The 18,219-nt window shown below is 64.0% G+C and carries 18 protein-coding genes; 6 read left to right on the top strand and 12 right to left on the bottom strand.

Going from position 1 to position 18,219, the window contains the following annotated elements:
- Positions 1-180: 180 nt before the first annotated feature.
- The 5 genes from lapB to cmk all read right to left on the bottom strand — a co-directional run bounded on the left by lapB (position 181) and on the right by cmk (position 4,665).
- Positions 181-1,341: a lipopolysaccharide assembly protein LapB gene (lapB, locus tag HQN78_RS02650; protein ID WP_199225882.1), complete on the bottom strand. Its 1,161-nt coding sequence runs from the start codon at positions 1,339-1,341 to the stop codon at positions 181-183.
- A gap of 120 nt (positions 1,342-1,461) precedes the next feature.
- Positions 1,462-1,755 (bottom strand): lipopolysaccharide assembly LapA domain-containing protein, encoded by a 294-nt coding sequence (locus HQN78_RS02645; RefSeq protein WP_019104285.1) that lies wholly within the window; start codon positions 1,753-1,755, stop codon positions 1,462-1,464.
- A gap of 135 nt (positions 1,756-1,890) precedes the next feature.
- The gene (locus tag HQN78_RS02640; RefSeq protein ID WP_019104286.1) at positions 1,891-2,205 is read right to left on the bottom strand and encodes an integration host factor subunit beta; all 315 of its coding nucleotides are present in this window, start codon (positions 2,203-2,205) and stop codon (positions 1,891-1,893) included.
- Between the two features lie 7 nt (positions 2,206-2,212).
- Positions 2,213-3,904, bottom strand: a complete 1,692-nt coding sequence (gene rpsA, locus HQN78_RS02635) for a 30S ribosomal protein S1 (protein ID WP_085951937.1) — start codon at positions 3,902-3,904, stop codon at positions 2,213-2,215.
- Positions 3,905-3,996: 92 nt separating this feature from the next.
- Positions 3,997-4,665 (bottom strand): (d)CMP kinase, encoded by a 669-nt coding sequence (gene cmk / locus HQN78_RS02630; protein WP_107799732.1) that lies wholly within the window; start codon positions 4,663-4,665, stop codon positions 3,997-3,999.
- Between the two features lie 229 nt (positions 4,666-4,894).
- Here cmk and aroA point away from each other — a divergent pair, with 229 nt between their 5' ends.
- Together aroA and HQN78_RS02620 are read left to right on the top strand one after the other, a co-directional pair.
- The gene (gene aroA, locus HQN78_RS02625) at positions 4,895-6,187 is read left to right on the top strand and encodes a 3-phosphoshikimate 1-carboxyvinyltransferase (RefSeq protein WP_107799733.1); all 1,293 of its coding nucleotides are present in this window, start codon (positions 4,895-4,897) and stop codon (positions 6,185-6,187) included.
- 118 nt (positions 6,188-6,305) lie between these two features.
- Positions 6,306-6,725 carry a nucleoside triphosphate pyrophosphohydrolase family protein gene (locus tag HQN78_RS02620; protein ID WP_235087750.1) on the top strand — a complete coding sequence of 140 codons (420 nt, stop codon included), beginning with the start codon at positions 6,306-6,308 and terminating at the stop codon, positions 6,723-6,725.
- 185 nt (positions 6,726-6,910) lie between these two features.
- Here the strand turns inward: HQN78_RS02620 and HQN78_RS02615 are convergent, their stop codons facing one another.
- Together HQN78_RS02615 and HQN78_RS02610 are read right to left on the bottom strand one after the other, a co-directional pair.
- Positions 6,911-7,543, bottom strand: a complete 633-nt coding sequence (locus HQN78_RS02615) for a bifunctional 2-polyprenyl-6-hydroxyphenol methylase/3-demethylubiquinol 3-O-methyltransferase UbiG (protein WP_235087748.1) — start codon at positions 7,541-7,543, stop codon at positions 6,911-6,913.
- Between the two features lie 144 nt (positions 7,544-7,687).
- Positions 7,688-8,317 (bottom strand): LysE family translocator, encoded by a 630-nt coding sequence (locus tag HQN78_RS02610; protein WP_107799736.1) that lies wholly within the window; start codon positions 8,315-8,317, stop codon positions 7,688-7,690.
- Positions 8,318-8,526: 209 nt separating this feature from the next.
- Between HQN78_RS02610 and HQN78_RS02605 the strand changes: the two genes are divergently transcribed.
- A complete protein-coding gene (locus HQN78_RS02605; RefSeq protein ID WP_235087745.1) occupies positions 8,527-9,948 on the top strand; it encodes a PLP-dependent aminotransferase family protein in 1,422 nt (473 codons plus the stop codon).
- A gap of 1 nt (position 9,949) precedes the next feature.
- Here HQN78_RS02605 and HQN78_RS02600 read toward each other — a convergent pair whose 3' ends face one another.
- Together HQN78_RS02600 and HQN78_RS02595 are read right to left on the bottom strand one after the other, a co-directional pair.
- The gene (locus HQN78_RS02600) at positions 9,950-10,924 is read right to left on the bottom strand and encodes a L,D-transpeptidase (RefSeq protein ID WP_107799738.1); all 975 of its coding nucleotides are present in this window, start codon (positions 10,922-10,924) and stop codon (positions 9,950-9,952) included.
- 140 nt (positions 10,925-11,064) lie between these two features.
- Complete coding sequence (locus HQN78_RS02595; RefSeq protein ID WP_235087743.1) at positions 11,065-11,568, bottom strand: DUF2938 domain-containing protein; 504 nt, start codon at positions 11,566-11,568, stop codon at positions 11,065-11,067.
- A 121-nt stretch (positions 11,569-11,689) separates the two neighbouring features.
- On the opposite strand from HQN78_RS02595, the gene HQN78_RS02590 reads away from it, so the two are divergent.
- The 3 genes from HQN78_RS02590 to HQN78_RS02580 all read left to right on the top strand — a co-directional run bounded on the left by HQN78_RS02590 (position 11,690) and on the right by HQN78_RS02580 (position 15,420).
- Positions 11,690-12,397, top strand: a complete 708-nt coding sequence (locus HQN78_RS02590; RefSeq protein WP_235087740.1) for a metalloregulator ArsR/SmtB family transcription factor — start codon at positions 11,690-11,692, stop codon at positions 12,395-12,397.
- A 44-nt stretch (positions 12,398-12,441) separates the two neighbouring features.
- Entirely contained in the window at positions 12,442-13,980 is a 1,539-nt protein-coding gene (rlmD, locus tag HQN78_RS02585) for a 23S rRNA (uracil(1939)-C(5))-methyltransferase RlmD (protein ID WP_235087738.1), read from the top strand.
- 255 nt (positions 13,981-14,235) lie between these two features.
- On the top strand, positions 14,236-15,420 hold the full coding sequence (locus HQN78_RS02580; protein WP_107799742.1) for a NupC/NupG family nucleoside CNT transporter: 1,185 nt from the start codon (positions 14,236-14,238) through the stop codon (positions 15,418-15,420).
- A 58-nt stretch (positions 15,421-15,478) separates the two neighbouring features.
- On the opposite strand, the gene HQN78_RS02575 is transcribed toward HQN78_RS02580, so the two are convergent.
- The 3 genes from HQN78_RS02575 to dkgB form a co-directional block, all read right to left on the bottom strand.
- Entirely contained in the window at positions 15,479-15,754 is a 276-nt protein-coding gene (locus HQN78_RS02575; protein ID WP_255701238.1) for a putative quinol monooxygenase, read from the bottom strand.
- A 238-nt stretch (positions 15,755-15,992) separates the two neighbouring features.
- Positions 15,993-17,210 carry a 6-phosphofructokinase gene (locus HQN78_RS02570; RefSeq protein ID WP_227104020.1) on the bottom strand — a complete coding sequence of 406 codons (1,218 nt, stop codon included), beginning with the start codon at positions 17,208-17,210 and terminating at the stop codon, positions 15,993-15,995.
- A 182-nt stretch (positions 17,211-17,392) separates the two neighbouring features.
- Entirely contained in the window at positions 17,393-18,193 is an 801-nt protein-coding gene (dkgB, locus tag HQN78_RS02565) for a 2,5-didehydrogluconate reductase DkgB (protein ID WP_235087733.1), read from the bottom strand.
- Positions 18,194-18,219: the final 26 nt, after the last annotated feature.

The following is an 18,219-nucleotide window of genomic DNA, read 5'->3' as shown; positions in this document are numbered from 1 at the left end:
TTGCTCCATTCTTGCCGCCGACGCTCGCCGACGGCCGGTATTCAAATCAGCGCAGCCGCTCTCTGGCGGCTGCACAACTATCCCTGCGCCCAAGCCGCTGACAACACCTCGCGGAGAAGCAGAGGCAAGGCGCGCAGACGTAAGCAGTACATCTAGGCGTTTTGTCAGCGGCGCTGCTGCTTACTGCGATTCCGTCCGGTTGGCGGTGAAGCCCTCCCACTCGCCGCAGGCCGGGCAATGCCAGAAGAAGGCGCGCGAGCGGAAGTTGCAGCATTTGCAACGGTGCACGCTCAGGCGCTGCGCGTGCTTGAGTACCAGCGCGCGCGCCACTTCCGCGTCCATCCGCCCTTCCGGGCTCAATTCGTCCATCTGCGCCTCGATCAAGCGGTAGACGCCGGACAGGCTGGGACGGGCGTGCACGCCCTCGCGCGCCACTTCCAGCGCTTTTTCCTCGCCCTCGTAAGTGGCGATCTTCTGGTACAGCAGATCGGTCAGTTCCAGCTGCGGGAAAGTCTTCTGATAGCCACGCAGCAAGGCGATGCCTTCCAGCGGCTTGTCCAGCCGCTCATAGGCGTCGAACAGCCGCTCGGCGGCCATCGACAAGTATTCGTAATTCTGCTTTTCAATGTTCTGCCAGGCCGCGATCGCCGCCTCCACATGACCGCCGGCGAACTCGATGTCTCCGAGGATCAGGCTGGCGCGCACGCACTTGCGGTTGGCCGTGAACGCTTCTTCCACATAGTGGCGCGCTTGTTCGCTATTGGATTTGTACAGCTCGCCCTGGGCCAGTTCGCAATAGAACTGCGCCACCTCGTGCTGGAAGGAATGCGCGTCGCTACGCAGCTCCTTGGCGGTGGCGATGGCCTTGTGCCAATCGCGGTCCTGCTGGTAGATGTCCAGCAGCTGACGCCGCGCGGCCAGGCCCATATTGCCGTCCTGCAGCTTGATCAGAATCTCTTCCGCCCGGTCCACCAGGCCCGCTTTACGGAAATCCTGGGCCAGTTCGAAGCGCACCGCGTCGCGGTGCTCGGCCGGCAGATCCGGCGCGTCCAGCATGCGCTGATGCAGCCGGATGGCGCGGTCGTTCTCCCCGCGCTTGCGGTAGAGCTTGCCCAAGGTGTGCTGCAACTCCAGCGCCGACCCTTGCTGGCGCGCCACTTCGGCCAGGGCCGAAGCGGCGATATCGGTCTTGTCCTCCACCAGCGCGTCCAGGCCGCGGAAAAATCCGGTCGGCACCGCCTTCGCCTGTTTCAGCACCGTGCGCATGTCCACGCGCGCGGCGAACCAACCCAGGCCGAAAAAGGCCGGAAACAATAGCAACCACCACAAATCCAGTTCCAACAGCAATCCTTTCCGGACAAACAACAACAGCCGCTCCCGGGCGGCATCATCAAGAACGACGGATTCCATCGCGGCGGCGCCTAGGCGCGGCACCGGCTCGCTCCGCCGCTCGCGCTAGGCTCAATCGGCGATCGCGTCGCTGGGGTCGCTGATCACCTTGCTGGCGGGGGGACGGTTGCGCAATTCTTTTTTCAATTGGGACAGCTCTTTCCGGCTGCGCAGATAATAGCCGAGCGTGGCGAGCAGACCGACCAGCGCGCCAACCACGAAAAACAGCAGCAGAAACACAATCAGCGGCGCGGACCAGGACTGGCCGAAGAACAATTTGAATTCAACCGCATGGCTGTTTTGCACGGTGACCGCGATCAGGAATACCAACAGGGCCAATTCAACGATACGAAGCAGGTAACGCATGATCTCGCTCGATTTGTTTGCCGGAGTGCAAGTTTAAACGATAGCCCGGCGCAACCCAAGCTGGAATTTCAGCCGCGCAAAGAAAAAGCGCCGCAAAAAGCGGCGCTTCGGATTCGCTAGACAGGGCTTGAACGCCTAGGCTTCGCTCTGCTCCAACAGGGACAGATCGACGCGTTCGCGCAATTCTTTGCCCGCCTTGAAATGCGGCACATATTTCTCAGGAACCGAGACGCTGGTGCCCGACTTGGGGTTGCGGCCAATCCGCGGCGGACGGTAGTTCAAATCGAAACTGCCGAAACCGCGGATTTCAATCCGGTTTCCCTGCGCCAGGTTATTGGCCATCGCATCCAAAATGGTTTTGACGGCCAACTCAGCGTCTTTGTAGACCAACTGAGAATTGCGCTCGGCGAGTCGTTCCGACAGCCTAGCGATCAGCTCAGATTTGGTCATGTCTCAATTACTCGTTAGAGCCGGACAGTTTTGCCTTCAGCAGGGCACCCAGATTGGTGGTGCCAGCGGAAGCGCTGTCAACGGACAGGCTCTTCAGAGCAACGTTGTCTTCCTGAGCGTCTTTAGCCTTGATGGACAGGCTGATGTTGCGGGACTTGCGGTCCACGGCAATGATCACGGCTTCCACTTCTTCGCCGTCCTTCAGAACGGAGCGAGCGTCTTCCACGCGGTCGCGGGACAGTTCGGAAGCGCGCAGGTAGCCTTCAACATCGGTGTCCAGAGTCACGACGGCGCCTTTGGCGTCAACGGACTTCACGGTGCCCTTAACCAGAGCGCCCTTGTCGTTCATCGCAACGAAGTTGTTGAACGGATCGCCTTCCATCTGCTTGATGCCCAGGGAAATGCGCTCTTTCTCAACGTCGATGGACAGAACAACGGCTTCAACCTCGTCGCCCTTCTTGAACTTGCGCACGGCTTCTTCGCCAGCTTCGTTCCAGGACAGGTCGGACAGGTGAACCAGGCCGTCGATGCCGCCCGGCAGGCCAACGAACACGCCGAAGTCGGTGATGGACTTGATCGCGCCCTTCAGCTTGTCGCCTTTGTGGAAGTTGTCGGCGAACTCGTTCCACGGGTTGGCCAGGCACTGCTTCATGCCCAAGGAGATGCGACGACGGTCTTCGTCGATTTCCAGGATCATGACTTCCACTTCGTCGCCAACCTGAACAACCTTGGACGGGTGTACGTTCTTGTTGGTCCAGTCCATTTCGGACACGTGCACCAGGCCTTCGATGCCCTGTTCGATTTCCACGAACGCGCCGTAGTCGGTCAGGTTGGTCACCTTGCCGAACAGACGGGTGCCGGACGGGTAGCGGCGGGACAGGCCCACCCACGGATCTTCGCCCAGTTGCTTCAGACCCAGGGATACGCGGTTCTTCTCTTGGTCGAACTTCAGTACCTTGGCTTCCACTTCGTCGCCCACGGCCAGAACTTCGGACGGGTGCTTCACGCGGCGCCATGCCAGGTCGGTGATGTGCAGCAGGCCATCGATGCCGCCCAGGTCAACGAACGCACCGTAGTCGGTGATGTTCTTGACGATACCCTTGATGATGGCGCCCTCTTTCAGGGTTTCCAGCAGAGCTTTGCGCTCTTCGCCCAGGGTTTCTTCCAGCACGGAACGACGGGACACAACAACGTTGTTGCGCTTGCGATCCAGCTTGATGACCTTGAATTCGATCTGTTTGTTTTCGTACGGGGTGGTGTCTTTCACCGGACGCACGTCAACCAGGGAACCCGGCAGGAAGGCGCGGATGCCGTTGACCATAACGGTCAGGCCGCCTTTGACTTTGCCGCTGATCAGACCGGACAGGATCTTGCCGGTTTCCAGAGCCTCTTCCAGCTCCACCCAAGCGGCCAGGCGCTTGGCTTTTTCGCGGGACAGCTTGGTTTCGCCAAAGCCGTTTTCCAGCGCGTCGATGGCGACGGTAACGAAGTCGCCGATGGCCACTTCGACCACGCCTTGGTCGTTCTTGAATTCTTCAGCCGGAATCAGGGACTCGGACTTGAGGCCTGCGTTCACGGTTACAAAGTTGGAATCAACTGCCACCACTTCGGCAGTGATCACCTCGCCCACGCGCATGTCGTGAAGGGTCAGGCTTTCCTCAAACAGCTGAGCGAAGTTTTCCATGGAGAGGGTAGTCATCAAGCGTACTCTCGGTGCGCGCCTTGCGGCGTGCGGGGTTAGGGTTGCACAACGGGTTTATTGCCTTGCAGCATTTTCACCCGACAAAAAAATCATAGGCCGGAGACCTGTCTTTCCTCGAACCAACGTAGAACCTGTGCGACCGCCTGGTCGATGGTCAGCTCCGTGGTGTCGAGCAAAAAGGCGTCCGGCTCCTGGCGCAGCGGCGCTACCGGCCGGGCGGCATCGCGCGCGTCCCGATCGATAATGTCCTGCAGAATCCGTGGGAGATTAGCAGAATCTCCCTTGCCGATCAACTGCTTATAGCGGCGCTCGGCGCGTTCCTCGGCGCTGGCGGTCAAAAACACCTTCAAGGCGGCGGCGGGAAACACCACCGAACCCATGTCGCGGCCGTCCGTCACCAGGCCCGGCAACTGGCAGAAATCGCGTTGGCGCTGCAACAGCGCGGCGCGCACCGCCGGCAGCGCGCCCACCTTGGACGCGCCGATGCCGATTTCCTCGCTGCGTATCGCCGCGCTGGCGTCGTTGCTCTCCAGCCACACCGCCCCGTCGGCGAACTCCACCGGCAAGCCGGAGGCGGCCGCAGCCAGGCCCGGCTCGTCGTCCCAGCCTATATTGTGACGCTGCGCGAACAGCGCCAGCAGGCGGTAGAGCGAGCCCGAATCCAGATAATGAAAACCCAGCCGCGCGGCGACCAGGGCGGCGACGGTGCCCTTGCCCGAGGCGGACGGGCCGTCGATGGCGATGACAGGTGCGGTCATGTACAGACGATGTCCTTGCAGAAATTCGCGCCGGCCGCCACGACGGGCAACCGGCCAAACCGTCGATTTTATCTCAAAGCCGCGGGCCGGCGCAGCAAGATTCTACGACGCGCGCTGCGCCGACGCGCCGCCACGCGGGTTTGCGCAAAGACCTTCCTGGCGGTTACATTGTCCGACGGGCGCCGCGTCGCCCTTCGCCAACCCCAAGAACACAAGATCCCGAACCGCCATGGAACAACTGCATCTCGCCCCCGTCCTCCGCCTGTCCGGCGCCATCAAGCTCCCCGGCTCGAAAAGCATCTCCAACCGCACCCTGCTGCTGGCCGCGCTGGGCAGCGGCAGCACCCTGGTGCGCGATCTGCTGGATTCGGACGACATCCGCCACATGCTGGCGGCGCTGAAGCTGCTGGGCGTGGAGATCGAACAGATAGGCGACAGCCGCGACTTCCGCGTGCAGGGCGTGGGCGGCGAATTTCCGGTTAAAAGCGCAGACCTGTTCCTCGGCAACGCCGGCACCGCCTTCCGCCCGCTGACCGCCGCGCTGGCGCTGATGCAAGGCGACTACCAACTCAGCGGCGTGCCGCGCATGCACGAACGGCCGATCGGCGATCTGGTGGACGCGCTGCGCGTGGCCGGCGCCAAGATTCAGTACCAAGGCCAGCCCGGCTACCCGCCGCTGACCATCGCGCCGGCGCAACTGGAGGCCGGCCGGGTCATCCCGGTCAAGGGCAATGTGTCCAGCCAGTTCCTCACCGCCTTGCTGATGGCGCTGCCGCTGACCGGCGAAACCGCGGTCATCGAAGTCAGCGGCGAGCTGATCTCCAAGCCCTATATCGAAATCACCCTCAACCTGATGGCGCGCTTCGGCGTGCGGGTTGAGCGCGACGGCTGGCGCCGTTTCACCATCCCCGGCGGCCAGACTTACATCTCCCCGGGAGAGGTTCACGTGGAAGGCGACGCCTCCAGCGCGTCCTATTTCCTCGCCGCCGGCGCGCTGGCGGGCGGCCCGGTGCGGGTGGAGGGCGTGGGCGCGGACAGCATTCAGGGCGACGTCAAGTTCGCCGACGCGCTGCGCCTGATGGGCGCCGAAGTCAGCATGGGGCCCAATTGGATAGAAGCCCGCGCCAGCCTCCCGCTCAAGGCGATAGACGCCGACTTCAACCACATCCCGGACGCGGCGATGACCTTGGCGGTGGCGGCGCTGGCCGCCGACGGCACCAGCACGCTGCGCAATATCGAAAGTTGGCGCGTCAAGGAAACCGACCGCCTGAGCGCGATGGCCGCCGAGCTGCGCAAGGTAGGCGCCGTGGTGGAGGAAGGCCAGGACTACATCCGCATCACCCCGCCGCCGGCCTTGACGCCGAACGCCGAGATCGACACCTACGACGACCACCGCATGGCGATGTGCTTCTCCCTGATTTCGCTGCTGGGCGCCCCGGTCACCATCAACGACCCCAAATGCGTGGCCAAGACCTTCCCCGATTACTTCGACGCGCTGGCCGCGCTGAGCGCTCAGGCGTAAACGCCACAGCGCTCCGATCCAGCCCCGCCCCGGCGGGGCTTTGTTTTGCCCGCCGCTTGCGCCCCGCCCGTCTATAAAACACAATATATGGATCACAAAAGCAGAAAGACGCTAAATAATGGAAAACTTCTTCGCCCTACGCCGCCAATTCATGCAGCAGTTCGACATCCCCAGCCCGGCTCAGCCGCAATGGCAGCCGCAGCAGCTGACGATGTGGGAAACCATGCTGGGCGAAGAGCTGGCGGAATTCCAGCAAGCGCTGGCCGACTACAAGCGCCAGGACGGCGATGAAGCGGAACGCGCGCGGCGGATGGCGGAGCTGCTGGCCGAGGGCGTGGACGTGCTCAATGTGCTCAGCGGCCTGCTGATGTCGCAAGGCCTGCCGCTGGAAGAGATGACGCGGGAGATCCACGCCGCCAATATGCGCAAATGCGTGGACGGCAAGATTGTGCGCCGCGAGGACGGCAAGGTGCTGAAGCCGGCCGGCTGGCGGCCGGCCGACAAGGAAGGAGTGATACGCCGGGCGCTGGAGTCCTGAGCACCTGTTTACGTTCTGCTGCGCGTCGTGAAACGTGACACGGCGAGTACCGCTTCGAAATGCTCATGCACCACGTGTACATTCCGCTTGCTCAGCCGCAACGCCTTGTCTCACCTTAGCTCGCGAGATCGTAAACAGGTTCTGAGAGCCCGATAAAGCCCGCTGCGCGTCGGCGGCAACGGCGCTCAATGATCCCGCCGCGCGAACAGCCGGGCGATGCCGTGGTAATGCGGCTGGCCATGGCCGACATCCAGCGCATACTCCTCTTGATAGGCCAGCAGGCTCAGCGCCGAGAACTGACGGCGCAGCTCTCCCGGCTGGTAGTAATGCTTGACGTAGGAGGCCGTCTCGCTGGCCACCCGGCCCAGGGCGTCGCACCCCGGATCATCGACCGTGAACACCGATACGAACAGATGGCCGCCCGGCTCCAGCGCGGCGGCCATCTGGCGCGCCAGCGCCTCGCCCTCGTCCACACCCAAATGATCCAGCGAAGTATTCGCGACGATCAGCCGGAAACGCCCCGGCTCCAGCTCCAGGCCGGCCAGATCCGCCACCCTGCCGCTCACGTTCAGCCTGCGCTCGTCCGCCGCCTCGCCCAGACTCGCGATCGCCTCCGCCGAACCGTCCACCGCCGTCATCGCGAAGCCCCGCTGAGCCAGAAACAAGGCGTTGCGGCCCTGGCCGCAGCCCAGATCCAGGCCGGCTCCGTCGCCCGCCACATGATATTTTTCCAGATACTGGACCAAGGACGGGGACGGCTTGTCCCCGTAGAAGGACGTGCTCGAACGATACACGCCGTCGAAACCCGCTGCTGTCATGATGATGCCCCCGTCTCGGCTGCCCGCCTACGGCCTACCCCGGCCCGGGTGCGTCCCAGGATACCTGTACGATAAGCCACCTACCCTTTTGGACAGCATAGACGATGTCCCCAGCAAGAACATCCTTATCGATTTAGCTATTCATCAAATCATTTGCGGCAGCGCGTGCAAGGACTGCGCCGGCAGCATTTCCAGCAACAGCCAGATCGCGGTTCCCGCCAACATCGCCGCCATGCCGCAATTGAAAACCCTCAACCGGCGCGGCGACGCCAGGAAGCGGCGCGCGGCCACGCCGGACCCCGCCCACAGCGCGATGCACGGCAGGCCGATGACGAAAGTCAGCGCCGCGAACAGCAGACCGGCATGCCAGGCGTTCATCTTGGCCGGCAGAAACACCATCGCGATATTGAAACCCATCAGCCACACCTTGGGATTCAACCAGTTGAACAGCACCCCGCCCCAAAAACCCATAGGCGCGCCGCCGGACTCGCCCGCGGCCGGCGCCGAGCGCGCCATGCCCCAGGACAGCCACAGCAGATACAGGCAGCCGGCCATGGCCAGGTAAATCTGCACCGAAGCGATGACGGCGACCAGGCTGCCCAGGAACACCGTCAACAAGCCCACCTGCACCGACAGGCCCAGCGACATGCCCAGCAAGGCCGGCACCGTGCGGGAAAAACCGTGATTGACCCCGGACGAGGCCAATACCAGATTGTTCGGCCCCGGCGTGATCGACATCACCAACAGATAAGTCACCAACGCAACAAAGTTCATTACCGCTCCAAACCATAGCCAGCGGCCGGACAATCCGGACGCGACATGTTTTCAATGCTGGCCATGATAACGCCGCCGCAACATCGAATACAGATTCAGAAAAATTGAATTGGAACCATAACAGTTTTACAATTTCAAAACTGTTATGGTCGTTTTTGCGGAAAATTGTACCGATGGCGACCCCCACATCTGTCAGCGAGGCCCCCAGCATGAGCGACGAACCCCTCTATCAGCAGTTGGTCAACGAATGGATCACCCTGATCCAGACCGGCGTGGTGCAGCCCGGAGAACGACTGCCCTCGGTGCGCAAGGCCTGCGAAATGCACAAGGTCAGCCCGTCCACCATCCTGATGACTTACCGCACACTGGAGGACCGCGGCCTGATCGAGGCGCGGCCGCAATCCGGCTTCTACGTCAAATCCGCCGCCACCCTGCCGCTGCCGCGCATGCGTCGGCAAAGCGCCGCTCACCACGCCGGCGAGGTGGTGGACCAGATCGAAGCGGTGATGACGGCGCAGACGCGGGAGGATTTCATCGACCTGTCCTTGGCCAGCCCGCGCGGCAGCGATTTCTACCCCACCACCCGCTTCAAGCACATCATGGGGCGGCTGCTGCGCCAGCACCCTGAGCTGACCACCGATTACCCGTTTCCGCCCGGCTCGGAACGGCTGCGCCGCCAGATCGCCCAGCGCGCGGTCAGCTGGGGCTGCGTGCTGGCCGCCGAGGACTTGGTGATCACCAACGGCTGCACCGAGGCGCTGCAACTGGCCTTGCGCGCCTGCTGCAAGCCGGGCGACACCGTGGGCCTGGAATCGCCCACTTATTTCGCGCTGCTGCCCACGCTGAAGAACCTGGGCCTGAGCGTGATCGAAATTCCCACCCATCCGGCCAACGGCCTGTCGCTGGACGCGCTGGAACTCTTGCTGTCGGAGAAAAGGCTGAACGCCATCGTGGCCATGCCCACCGTGCACAATCCGCTGGGCTGCACCATGCCGGCCGAGGCCAAGCAAAGGCTGGCGGCCCTGGTCAACGAACACCAGGTGCCGCTGATCGAGGACGTGCCGCACGCCGATCTGCACTACGACGGCGCCACCCCGGATGCGGTCAAGGCCTATGACCGCGACGGCTGGGTGCTGCTGTGCTCCAGCTACAGCAAGACCTTGGCGCCGGGTTTTCGCATCGGCTGGATCGCGCCCGGGCGCTTCTTGCGGGAAGTGACGCGGCTGAAGTTCGCCAGCTCGCTGGCCCAGCCGCGCTTATTGGAGGAAACGCTGGCGGAATATCTGGAAACCGGCGGCTACGACCACCACCTGCGGCTGATCCGCCGCCACTTCATGAGCCAGATGGAAAGGCTGCGCGGCACCGTCGCCAGCTGCTTCCCGGCTCAGACGCGGGCCACCTCGCCGTCCGGCGGCTGCCTGCTGTGGGTGGAGCTGCCCAGCGGCGTGGACACCATGGCATTGTTCCAGACGGCGCTGGCCGAACGCATCACCATCGCGCCCGGCACGCTGTACTCGGCCAAGGGGCGCTACCGCAATTGCGTGCGGCTGTCCTGCTGCTATCCGTGGAACCCGGCGTACGAACGCGCCTTGCGGCGCGTGGGGGAACTGGCGGGAGAGATGGCCGACTGAATCAGGCCGGACGGCCGCTACGCGGCGGCTGGGCGCGCACCGCGGCGCGCGAAGAGGACGGCGCGGACGACGGCGCCACCGCCGGCGCGTGCTGCGGCGCGGACGCCGGCGGCGTAGCCTGCGACGGCAACGGACCGCCCGGCTCGCGGCCGGCCGGTTCGCGCGCGAACTGAGTATCGTCCGCCTTGCCCGGCGACAGCCAGCGCACCGCGGACAGATCGCCGTCCACCTTGGCCTTGGCCACGTCCTTGCAAGTCAGACACACCGGCACGCCCTTGCGCGCCTTCAAAGCCTGGTCCACCCGCGCGCCGAACACCACCGCGGACTTTTGCTTCTGCCAGGCCAGCAGCGTTTCGGCCAGCATCGGGAAGGAAGGATCGTCCTGCTTGTAATGATTGCGGTAAGCGGTCAGCCACAGTTCGCCGGCGGCGTCCTGGTTCAGCAACACGGTCTGATAAGCCACCGTGACCGCGTCGCCGCGGCCCACGGTCTTGGACAGCAGCAAGGCGTCGTCGTTTTTCATGCGCACGCAGCCATGGCTGCGGAAACCGGGCACCGAGCCGGGCGCGTTGGTGCCGTGAAAGCCCAGGCCCAGCTTGGCCTCGCCGAAACGAATGAAGACCGGCCCCAGCGGGTTCTTGGGCCCCGGCGGCACCACAGTCTGCACTTCCTTGCCGCTGCGGCGCATTTCTTCCTGGATGGAGCGCGGCACATGCCAGGCCGGCGCCTTGTAAATGCCGGTAATGTCGAAGCTGCCGATCGGCGTCTGGGTCAGCATCTTGCCCACCGCCACCGGATAGATCTTGGACAGCCTGCCGTCCTGGTACTGGAACAGCCGCGCCTGCGGCAGGTTCAGCACCAAGTGCAGGCCCGCGGGGTTGACCTGCACATCAGGCTCGGGAATCACCGCCGCGCCGACAAACGGCGCCACGCCAAGCCCAAGCCAACCCAACAGCCCAACACATCGCTTCAACATACCGCACCATATCTAAAATCACTATTGTTCGATTCTAACAGAAAGCGTGGGAAAGCAAGATTCTGACTATTACCAAGCCCCTGCCGCCTCCGGGCCGTCGCTAATATTGTCGGTTTTACGCCAGCATAGCCGGCTTGAGCTCAAAACGCAGGCCAATGCGCCAAAACCCAGGCCGCCGCGTACAGGCCCAGGCCGAAACTGGCGTGCGCCGCCAGGCTGCGCCGGCGCGACAGCCATGGCCGCGGCGTTTTCGACGCGAAGAAACCCGCGCCCATCGCCGGCTGCATCAGCAGGAAAGGCGCCGCCGCGCTGGCGAGGCCGAACAAGAGCGCGGGCCCCGGCGTCGGCGCGCGCCACCAAAGCTCACCGCACGCGGCCAGCAACAACAGCGCGAAGACGACGCCAATCAAATAATGCGCCAGCCAGCCCAGCGCCCGCTCGCCGCGCGCCGGCTCGGCGCGGGCGATGCTTGCGTGGCGGAAGCGGCCGCGCCGCCAATGCGCCATCCAGCGCCCCACCAGCGCGTAATCCAGCGACGGCGTGCCAAAGCTTCGCCGCAGCCAGTACGCCCACGCGTCCATCACCGCCGTGGCGCCTACGCCCACCAGCGCGCCGCGCGCCAACCATTCCGTCACCGCCTCCATGCCCTCTCCCCATCAACCATTCAATGCCCACGCCGCGCCCGACGCGACGCCGGCGCTGACAAACGCCAGCCAATAGACTATCATTAAATAGATTGATTGAATGATATTTTGAAGGCCGTCCATGACCAGCACTCCTCCGCCCGCTCCGGAACGCTTCGCCGACCTGGCCGACCTGGCCCGCACGCTGAGCCACGCCCACCGACTGTTGCTGCTGGAACACATCGCCCAAAGCGAGCGCCCGGTTGAGCGGCTGGCCGAGCTGGCCGGCCTGTCCATCGCCAACGCCTCGCAACACCTGCAACACCTGAAGCGCGCCGGACTGGCCCTATCGCGCCGCGACGGCAAGCGCGTGATGTACCGGCTGGGCGACGGCCCCATTCTGGCCGTGCTGGACGCGCTGCGCCGTCAGACCGAGCACCGCCGCGCCGCCGTCCGCGCGCTGCTGGACGACGCCGCCGCCCGGCCCGAGACGCTGGACGGCGTCACGCTGGACGAGCTGCTGCGCCGCTTGGGCGACGGCGACCTCATCCTGCTGGACGTGCGGCCGGCGGACGAGTACGCCGCCGGCCATCTGCCCGGCGCGCTCAACCTGCCGCCGGAGCGGTTGGAACACGGCCTGGCACAGCTCAGCGCCGGCGCCGAAATCATCGCCTATTGCCGCGGCCCCTTCTGCGTGCTGTCCACCCAGGCGGTGGCCGCCTTGCGCGCCCGCGGCCTGAACGCCAGGCGGCTGGACAGCGGCTTCCCGCAATGGAAGGCGGCCGGGCTGGAGGTCGAAACCGGCGCGCCGGCCGGCGCGGACAAAAAACCCCTGCGCGTTGCCGGATAATTTGAGAAAATCGCCGCTTTCCGTTTGATTTTCCAAGCAACACCATGACGCACAAACAGACTATCGCCCAGGTCGAGTCGCTGGACCACGAAGGCAGGGGAGTCGCCCACGTCGATGGCAAGACCATCTTCATCGACGGCGCGCTGCCTTATGAAACCGTGGTCTACAGCGCCTATCGCAAAAAGTCTTCCTACGAGAACGCCAACACCAGCCAGGTGCTGAAGGAAAGCTTTCTGCGCACGCAGCCGCGCTGTCCGCATTACGGCACCTGCGGCGGCTGTTCGATGCAGCATGTGGAGTTCTCCGCCCAAGTGGCGGTCAAGCAAAGGGTGCTGGAAGACAATCTGGCCCGCATCGGCCGGGTCAAGCCGCAACAGGTGCTGACGCCCATCGCCGGCCCGGCCTGGCACTACCGCCACCGCGCGCGGATGTCTGCGCGGCTGGTGGAGAAAAAGGGCGGCGTGCTGGTGGGCTTCCACGAGAAGCGCTCCACCTACATCACCGATATGAGCGAGTGCCACATCCTGCCGCGCCATATCTCGGACCTGATCGTGCCGCTGCGCGAGATGATCTACAAGCTGTCGATCAACAACCGCATGCCCCAGGTGGAGCTGGCGGTGGGCGACAAGGTGGACATCCTGGTGTTCCGCAATATGGAAGCCATCAACGACGCCGACCACGCGCTGCTGCGCGCCTTCTCCGACGCCCACGGCAGCAAGGAGCGGCCCTTGCAGATGTGGCTGCAGCCCAAGGGCCCGGACACCTGTTATCCGGTCTACCCGCTGGACGCGCCCAAGCTGACTTACAGCCTGCCGGAATACCGCGTGGAGATGCCCTACTACCCCACCGAGTTCACCCAGGTGAACCCCGAGATCAACGCGGTCATGGTGTCGCGCGCGCTGAAATTCCTGGACCCGCAGCCGGGCGAGCGCATCGCCGACATGTTCTGCGGCATCGGCAACTTCACCCTGCCCATCGCCCGCTCCGGCGCCGAGGTGCACGGCATGGAAGGCAGCCAGCCCCTGGTCAAGCGCGCGGTGGAAAACGCCACCCACAACGGCCTGCAGGACAAGGTCAGCTATGAGATGGCCAATCTGTTCGAAGTCACCGAGGAGTCCTTCGCCGCGCTCGGCCGCTTCGACAAGATGCTGGTGGACCCGCCGCGCGACGGCGCGGTGCAGCTGCTGAAGGCCATCACCGAGGACACCGCGCCCAAACGCATCGTCTACGTGTCCTGTAATCCGGCCACGCTGGCGCGCGACGCCAATGTGCTGGTGCACACCAAGGGCTACACGCTGAAGGCGGCCGGCATCATCAATATGTTCCCGCACACCGCCCATGTGGAATCCGTGGCCTGGTTCGAAAAAACCGGCCCGTGCAAGAGCCGCAGCGAAATCGCCGCGATCGAAGCCGCCGAGGAAGCCGAACGCGAAGCGGTGAAAGCGGCGCAACGCGCCGAGGCGGCGGCGGAAGCCGCCAAGAAGGAGCAGGAGCTGGCTGAAAAGGCCGCGGCCAAGCAGGCCCGCCGCGATTATTATTTCGCCGAACAAGCCCGCCGCGAAGCGGAACAACAAGCGCAATAGTCCCGCATGCGACAAGCCTCCGGCCATGGCCGGGGGCTTTATTTTTGAGCCGGCCGCGCAGCTTGTTTGATCAAACCGGCTGGTTTGCGACAGCGGATAAGCGCACAGTGGCGGGCGAATGCGTTTTACATGGAAGCGGCAATCGCTTCATGTCAAAATTCGCCGTTCGCCAATCAACAACACAAGCACACACAGCGGGCGCGCCCGCCAACATCGCCGCTCCTGCCTGAAGGACGGCCCATCAAGGCAATAGATATGCACATACTTCAATTCGTCTTCGGACTGCTGGTTGTCTTCCTGCTGACCCAAGTGGTGGCGCGCGACCGCAAGAACATCAAGATCCGCTACGTGCTGCAACTGATCGTGGTGGAGATGGCGCTAGCCTACTTCCTGCTGCACTCCAGCTACGGCCTGACCCTGGTGGGCGGCGTGGCCGGCGTGTTCGACAAACTGATGAGCTACGCCGGCGAAGGCACCAACTTCGTGTTCGGCGGCCTGCTCAATCAGGGCGAGTTCAGCTTCTTCCTCAAGGTGCTGATGCCCATCGTCTACATCTCGGTGCTGATCGGCATCCTGCAGCACATCCGCGTGCTGCCCTGGGTGATACGCGGCATCGGCTGGGTGCTGGCCAAGATCAGCGGCATGGGCAAGATCGAGTCCTTCAACGCCGTCGGCTCCATGATCGTGGGCCAGTCCGAGAACTTCATCGCCTACAAGAACATCATCGGCAGCTTCTCGGAAAAGCGCATGTACACGCTGGCCGCCACCGCCATGTCCACGGTGTCCATGTCCATCGTCGGCTCCTATATGCAGATCATCCAGCCGCGTTTCGTGGTCACCGCGCTGATTCTCAATCTGTTCAGCACCTTCGTCATCCTGTCGCTGATCAATCCCTACGACGCCAGCCGCGACGACGATGAACTGATCAGCGCCGAAGCCGCCCACCGCATGTCCTTCTTCGAAATGCTGGGCGACTACATCATGGCCGGCTTCAAGATCGCCGTGATCGTCGGCGCGATGCTGATCGGCTTCATCGCGCTGATCACCACCGTCAACCACCTCTTCGACGCCGTCTTCGGCGTGAACTTCCAGTACGTGCTGGGCTATGTGTTCTATCCCTTCGCCTGGCTGATGGGCATTCCGGCCGCCGACATCATGCCGGCCAGCAGCATCATGGCCACCAAATTGGTGACCAATGAATTCGTGGCGATGATGGAATTGAAAAAGCTCACCGCCCAGCTGTCGGAATACACCATAGGCGTGATCTCCATCTTCCTGGTGTCCTTCGCCAACTTCAGCTCCATCGGCATCATCGCCGGCGCGGTCAAGGGCCTGGACGAGGAGCGCGGCAATATGGTGTCCCGCTTCGGCCTGAAGCTGGTGTACGGTTCCACCCTGGTCAGCATTCTGTCGGCGCTGATCGGCGGCCTGGTGCTCTAAACCGGCCCCTCCTCCGCCAACAGGCCCGGTCTATGCCGGGCCTGTTTCATTTCCCGCCTCAAGCCACCTTGTCGAGGAAAATCAGCTTGATCGGCTCAGCCAGCAATTCATCGAAGCGCTTTTCGAAGGCCCGGAAGTAAGGCGCGGCCAAATGCTCGTCCAGCGCGGCGCGGCTGACGAAGGCTTCCCGCATGTAAAAGCTGCCCGGCTCGTCCGTGAGTTCGAACAGGGTGTAATCGAGGTTGCCCGCTTCGCGGCGAGTGGGCTCGACCAAGGCGGTCAGCGCAACGCGAAGCGCTTCGCGCTGGCCCGGCTTGGCCTTGAGCACGGCGATGCTGGTCAGGGGGATGTCGTCATGATGCGGTTCTCCGTTCTTGGGATGATGATGCGGCGACGGCGCGCTGGCCTACGCCTCAAACCGTCAGTATGAAGACGCCGCGCAAGGCCAAACAGACCGGCCGCGCGCAGACTCTTTCAATCCGGGTTTGAAAACGCCGCGCCATGCGCCACCCGGCGCCGGGCAATAAAAAAACCCGGCGCAAGCCGGGTTTTCCATCCAGTGCTTCCCGCCCTCACACCTTGGGCCAGGCGATGGGCCGATAATCCGGCAATCCATCCTTGAACGGCGGAATCCGCTCGCCCTCCATCAAGGGACGCACATAATCGAGGAAGGCCGGCGTCACGCTGAAGCCGTCGGCGCCGATGAACTCCGGCGGCAGCCGCTTCTCCTGATCGCCCACCACCGCCAACGGCACCTCCACCACGTCCCAGCAATAGGGATGGTTCTGGATGCGCTTGATGCCGGCCATCACGCCGCTCTTGCCGGCCAGCAGCCACTCCACCGCCCGCTCGCCCATGATGTAGGCCTGACGCACATCCATGCTGGACCCCAAATGGCCGCCGGCGCGCTGCAGATAATCCACCTGCGCCACGTGCGCGGAAATGCCGCGCTCGCGCAGCAGCAGCTGGGCGATCCAGTGGCCGGCGCCGCCCAGTTGCTCATGGCCGTAGACTTCGGATTTCTTGGCCTCGGCGACGAAGCGGCCGTCGGCGTCGGTAATGCCCTCTGCCACCGCGATCGCGCACTGGCCGAAGCGCGCCAGCCTGTCGTCCACCGCGGCGAGGAAACGCTCGGCGTCGAAAGCCACTTCCGGCAGCAGCAGCAAATGCGGCGCTTCGCGCTCATTGCGCGCCGCCGCGGCGCAGGCCGCCGCCAGCCAGCCGGTATGGCGGCCCATGGTTTCCATGATGAAGACTCGGCCCCAGCCCATGCTGGTCATGTCCAGCCCCACCTCGCGCATCGCGCTGGCCAGAAATTTGGCGGAGGAGCCGTAGCCGGGGCTGTTGTCGGTGCCCACCAGATCGTTGTCTATGGTCTTGGGAACGCCCACCACCTTGAGCGGATAGCCCATGTGGCGCTCGAACTCCGCCAGACGCTCGGCGCAGCCCAGCGAGCCGTTGCCGCCGTTGACCAGCAGATAATGGATGTCGTGCCGGGCCAACACTTCGCGCAGCCGCCGCCAGTCGTCGCCGGCCTCGGCGAAGCTGCCTATCATGCGCCGGCTGACGCCGAAGCTGCCGCCGGGCATGAAGGCCAGTTGGGCGATGGCCTCGTCCGATACCGCGTCGGTATTGCACAAGCGGTCCTCCAGCAGGCCGGCCAGACCGTCGAAAGCGCCGTACATCGACAGGCCGCGCTGGCGCGCGGTTTCTATCGCGCCCTGCGCGGAAGCGTTCAACACCGCAGTCGGACCGCCCGACTGCAAATATACGGCACGGGGTTTGGACATCATCGCCACCTGGAGAAATGGAGAATCAAACGGCGCGGCGCGCGGCCGGGCCGGGAATACCACAAACATACCACTGGCCGGAAAGCCGCCTCAAGCCGGACGGCGCCGCCATTCCCCATTTCCTTGACCGGCGGCAAATCCGCGCGCAAGTTGCCGCCGCGCTACAGGCGGCCTTGGCCCTCCTAATCCCAGCGCGGGCTGAACTCCGGATCGGCCAGCCGCTCGCCGCGCTCCAGGCCGGCGATGGCGTCCATATCGGCCTCGCTCAAACTCAGCGTCTCCGCCTGCAGATTGGCGGCCAGATTGGCGCGCCGGGTGGACGACGGAATCACGGCCAGCCCCTGACGCAACAACCAGGCCAAGGCCAGCTGCGCCGGGCTGGCCCGATGCCGAGCGGCGATTTCGCGCAATAGCGGCTCGTCCATCACCTTGCCGTAGGCCAGCGGCATATAGGCGGTGACCGGCACCCCCTGCTCTCGGCAAAAATCCAGCAGCTTGCGGTTTTGCAGGAAAGGATGCACTTCCACCTGCTGGCTGGCGATCTCCCCCGGCCCCACCGCGGCCAGCGCCCGGCGCAGATGGGCGATGGTGAAATTGGACACGCCTATCCGCCGCGTCAGCCCTTGCTGCTTGGCCAGGGCCAGCGCTTCCATATATTCCGCCACCGGCAGCGCGTCGCCGGGCGACGGCCAATGGATCAGCGTCATGTCCACCTGCTCCACGCCCAGCAAGTCCAGGCTGCGGCGCAGGCTGTCCGCCAATTTTTCCCGCCCCAGGTTCTCGGTCCAGATCTTGGTGGTCAGAAACACTTGCTCGCGCGGCAAGCCGCTCTGGCGCAGCGCCTGCCCCACCTCGGCCTCGTTGCCGTAAATCTGCGCGGTGTCGATGTGGCGGTAGCCCAGCTCCAACCCGGTCAATACCGAATCCACCACTTGTTGCCCTTCCAGACGGAAGGTGCCCAAACCTATTTTTGGCATATCCATGATGAAACGTCCTCTCAATTGCGCAC

This window comes from Chromobacterium sp. Beijing, from assembly GCF_021496765.1.
Taxonomy (GTDB): Bacteria; Pseudomonadota; Gammaproteobacteria; order Burkholderiales; family Chromobacteriaceae; genus Chromobacterium.
Note: the sequence above shows the minus strand (reverse complement) of the source record. Positions and strands in the feature narration are given on the sequence as shown.

Bases quoted from the DNA above. Each gene is read 5' to 3' on its own strand.
- HQN78_RS02595 (WP_235087743.1), bottom strand. From the start codon at position 11,568: ATGGAGGCGGTGACGGAATGGTTGGCGCGCGGCGCGCTGGTGGGCGTA.
- cmk (WP_107799732.1), bottom strand. From the start codon at position 4,665: ATGACCGCACCTGTCATCGCCATCGACGGCCCGTCCGCCTCGGGCAAG.
- HQN78_RS02620 (WP_235087750.1), top strand. From the start codon at position 6,306: ATGGAAAACTTCTTCGCCCTACGCCGCCAATTCATGCAGCAGTTCGAC.
- HQN78_RS02590 (WP_235087740.1), top strand. From the start codon at position 11,690: ATGACCAGCACTCCTCCGCCCGCTCCGGAACGCTTCGCCGACCTGGCC.
- HQN78_RS02610 (WP_107799736.1), bottom strand. From the start codon at position 8,317: ATGAACTTTGTTGCGTTGGTGACTTATCTGTTGGTGATGTCGATCACG.
- HQN78_RS02580 (WP_107799742.1), top strand. From the start codon at position 14,236: ATGCACATACTTCAATTCGTCTTCGGACTGCTGGTTGTCTTCCTGCTG.
- HQN78_RS02600 (WP_107799738.1), bottom strand. From the start codon at position 10,924: ATGTTGAAGCGATGTGTTGGGCTGTTGGGTTGGCTTGGGCTTGGCGTG.
- rpsA (WP_085951937.1), bottom strand. From the start codon at position 3,904: ATGACTACCCTCTCCATGGAAAACTTCGCTCAGCTGTTTGAGGAAAGC.
- dkgB (WP_235087733.1), bottom strand. From the start codon at position 18,193: ATGGATATGCCAAAAATAGGTTTGGGCACCTTCCGTCTGGAAGGGCAA.
- HQN78_RS02605 (WP_235087745.1), top strand. From the start codon at position 8,527: ATGAGCGACGAACCCCTCTATCAGCAGTTGGTCAACGAATGGATCACC.
- HQN78_RS02570 (WP_227104020.1), bottom strand. From the start codon at position 17,210: ATGTCCAAACCCCGTGCCGTATATTTGCAGTCGGGCGGTCCGACTGCG.
- rlmD (WP_235087738.1), top strand. From the start codon at position 12,442: ATGACGCACAAACAGACTATCGCCCAGGTCGAGTCGCTGGACCACGAA.
- HQN78_RS02645 (WP_019104285.1), bottom strand. From the start codon at position 1,755: ATGCGTTACCTGCTTCGTATCGTTGAATTGGCCCTGTTGGTATTCCTG.
- HQN78_RS02640 (WP_019104286.1), bottom strand. From the start codon at position 2,205: ATGACCAAATCTGAGCTGATCGCTAGGCTGTCGGAACGACTCGCCGAG.
- HQN78_RS02615 (WP_235087748.1), bottom strand. From the start codon at position 7,543: ATGACAGCAGCGGGTTTCGACGGCGTGTATCGTTCGAGCACGTCCTTC.
- aroA (WP_107799733.1), top strand. From the start codon at position 4,895: ATGGAACAACTGCATCTCGCCCCCGTCCTCCGCCTGTCCGGCGCCATC.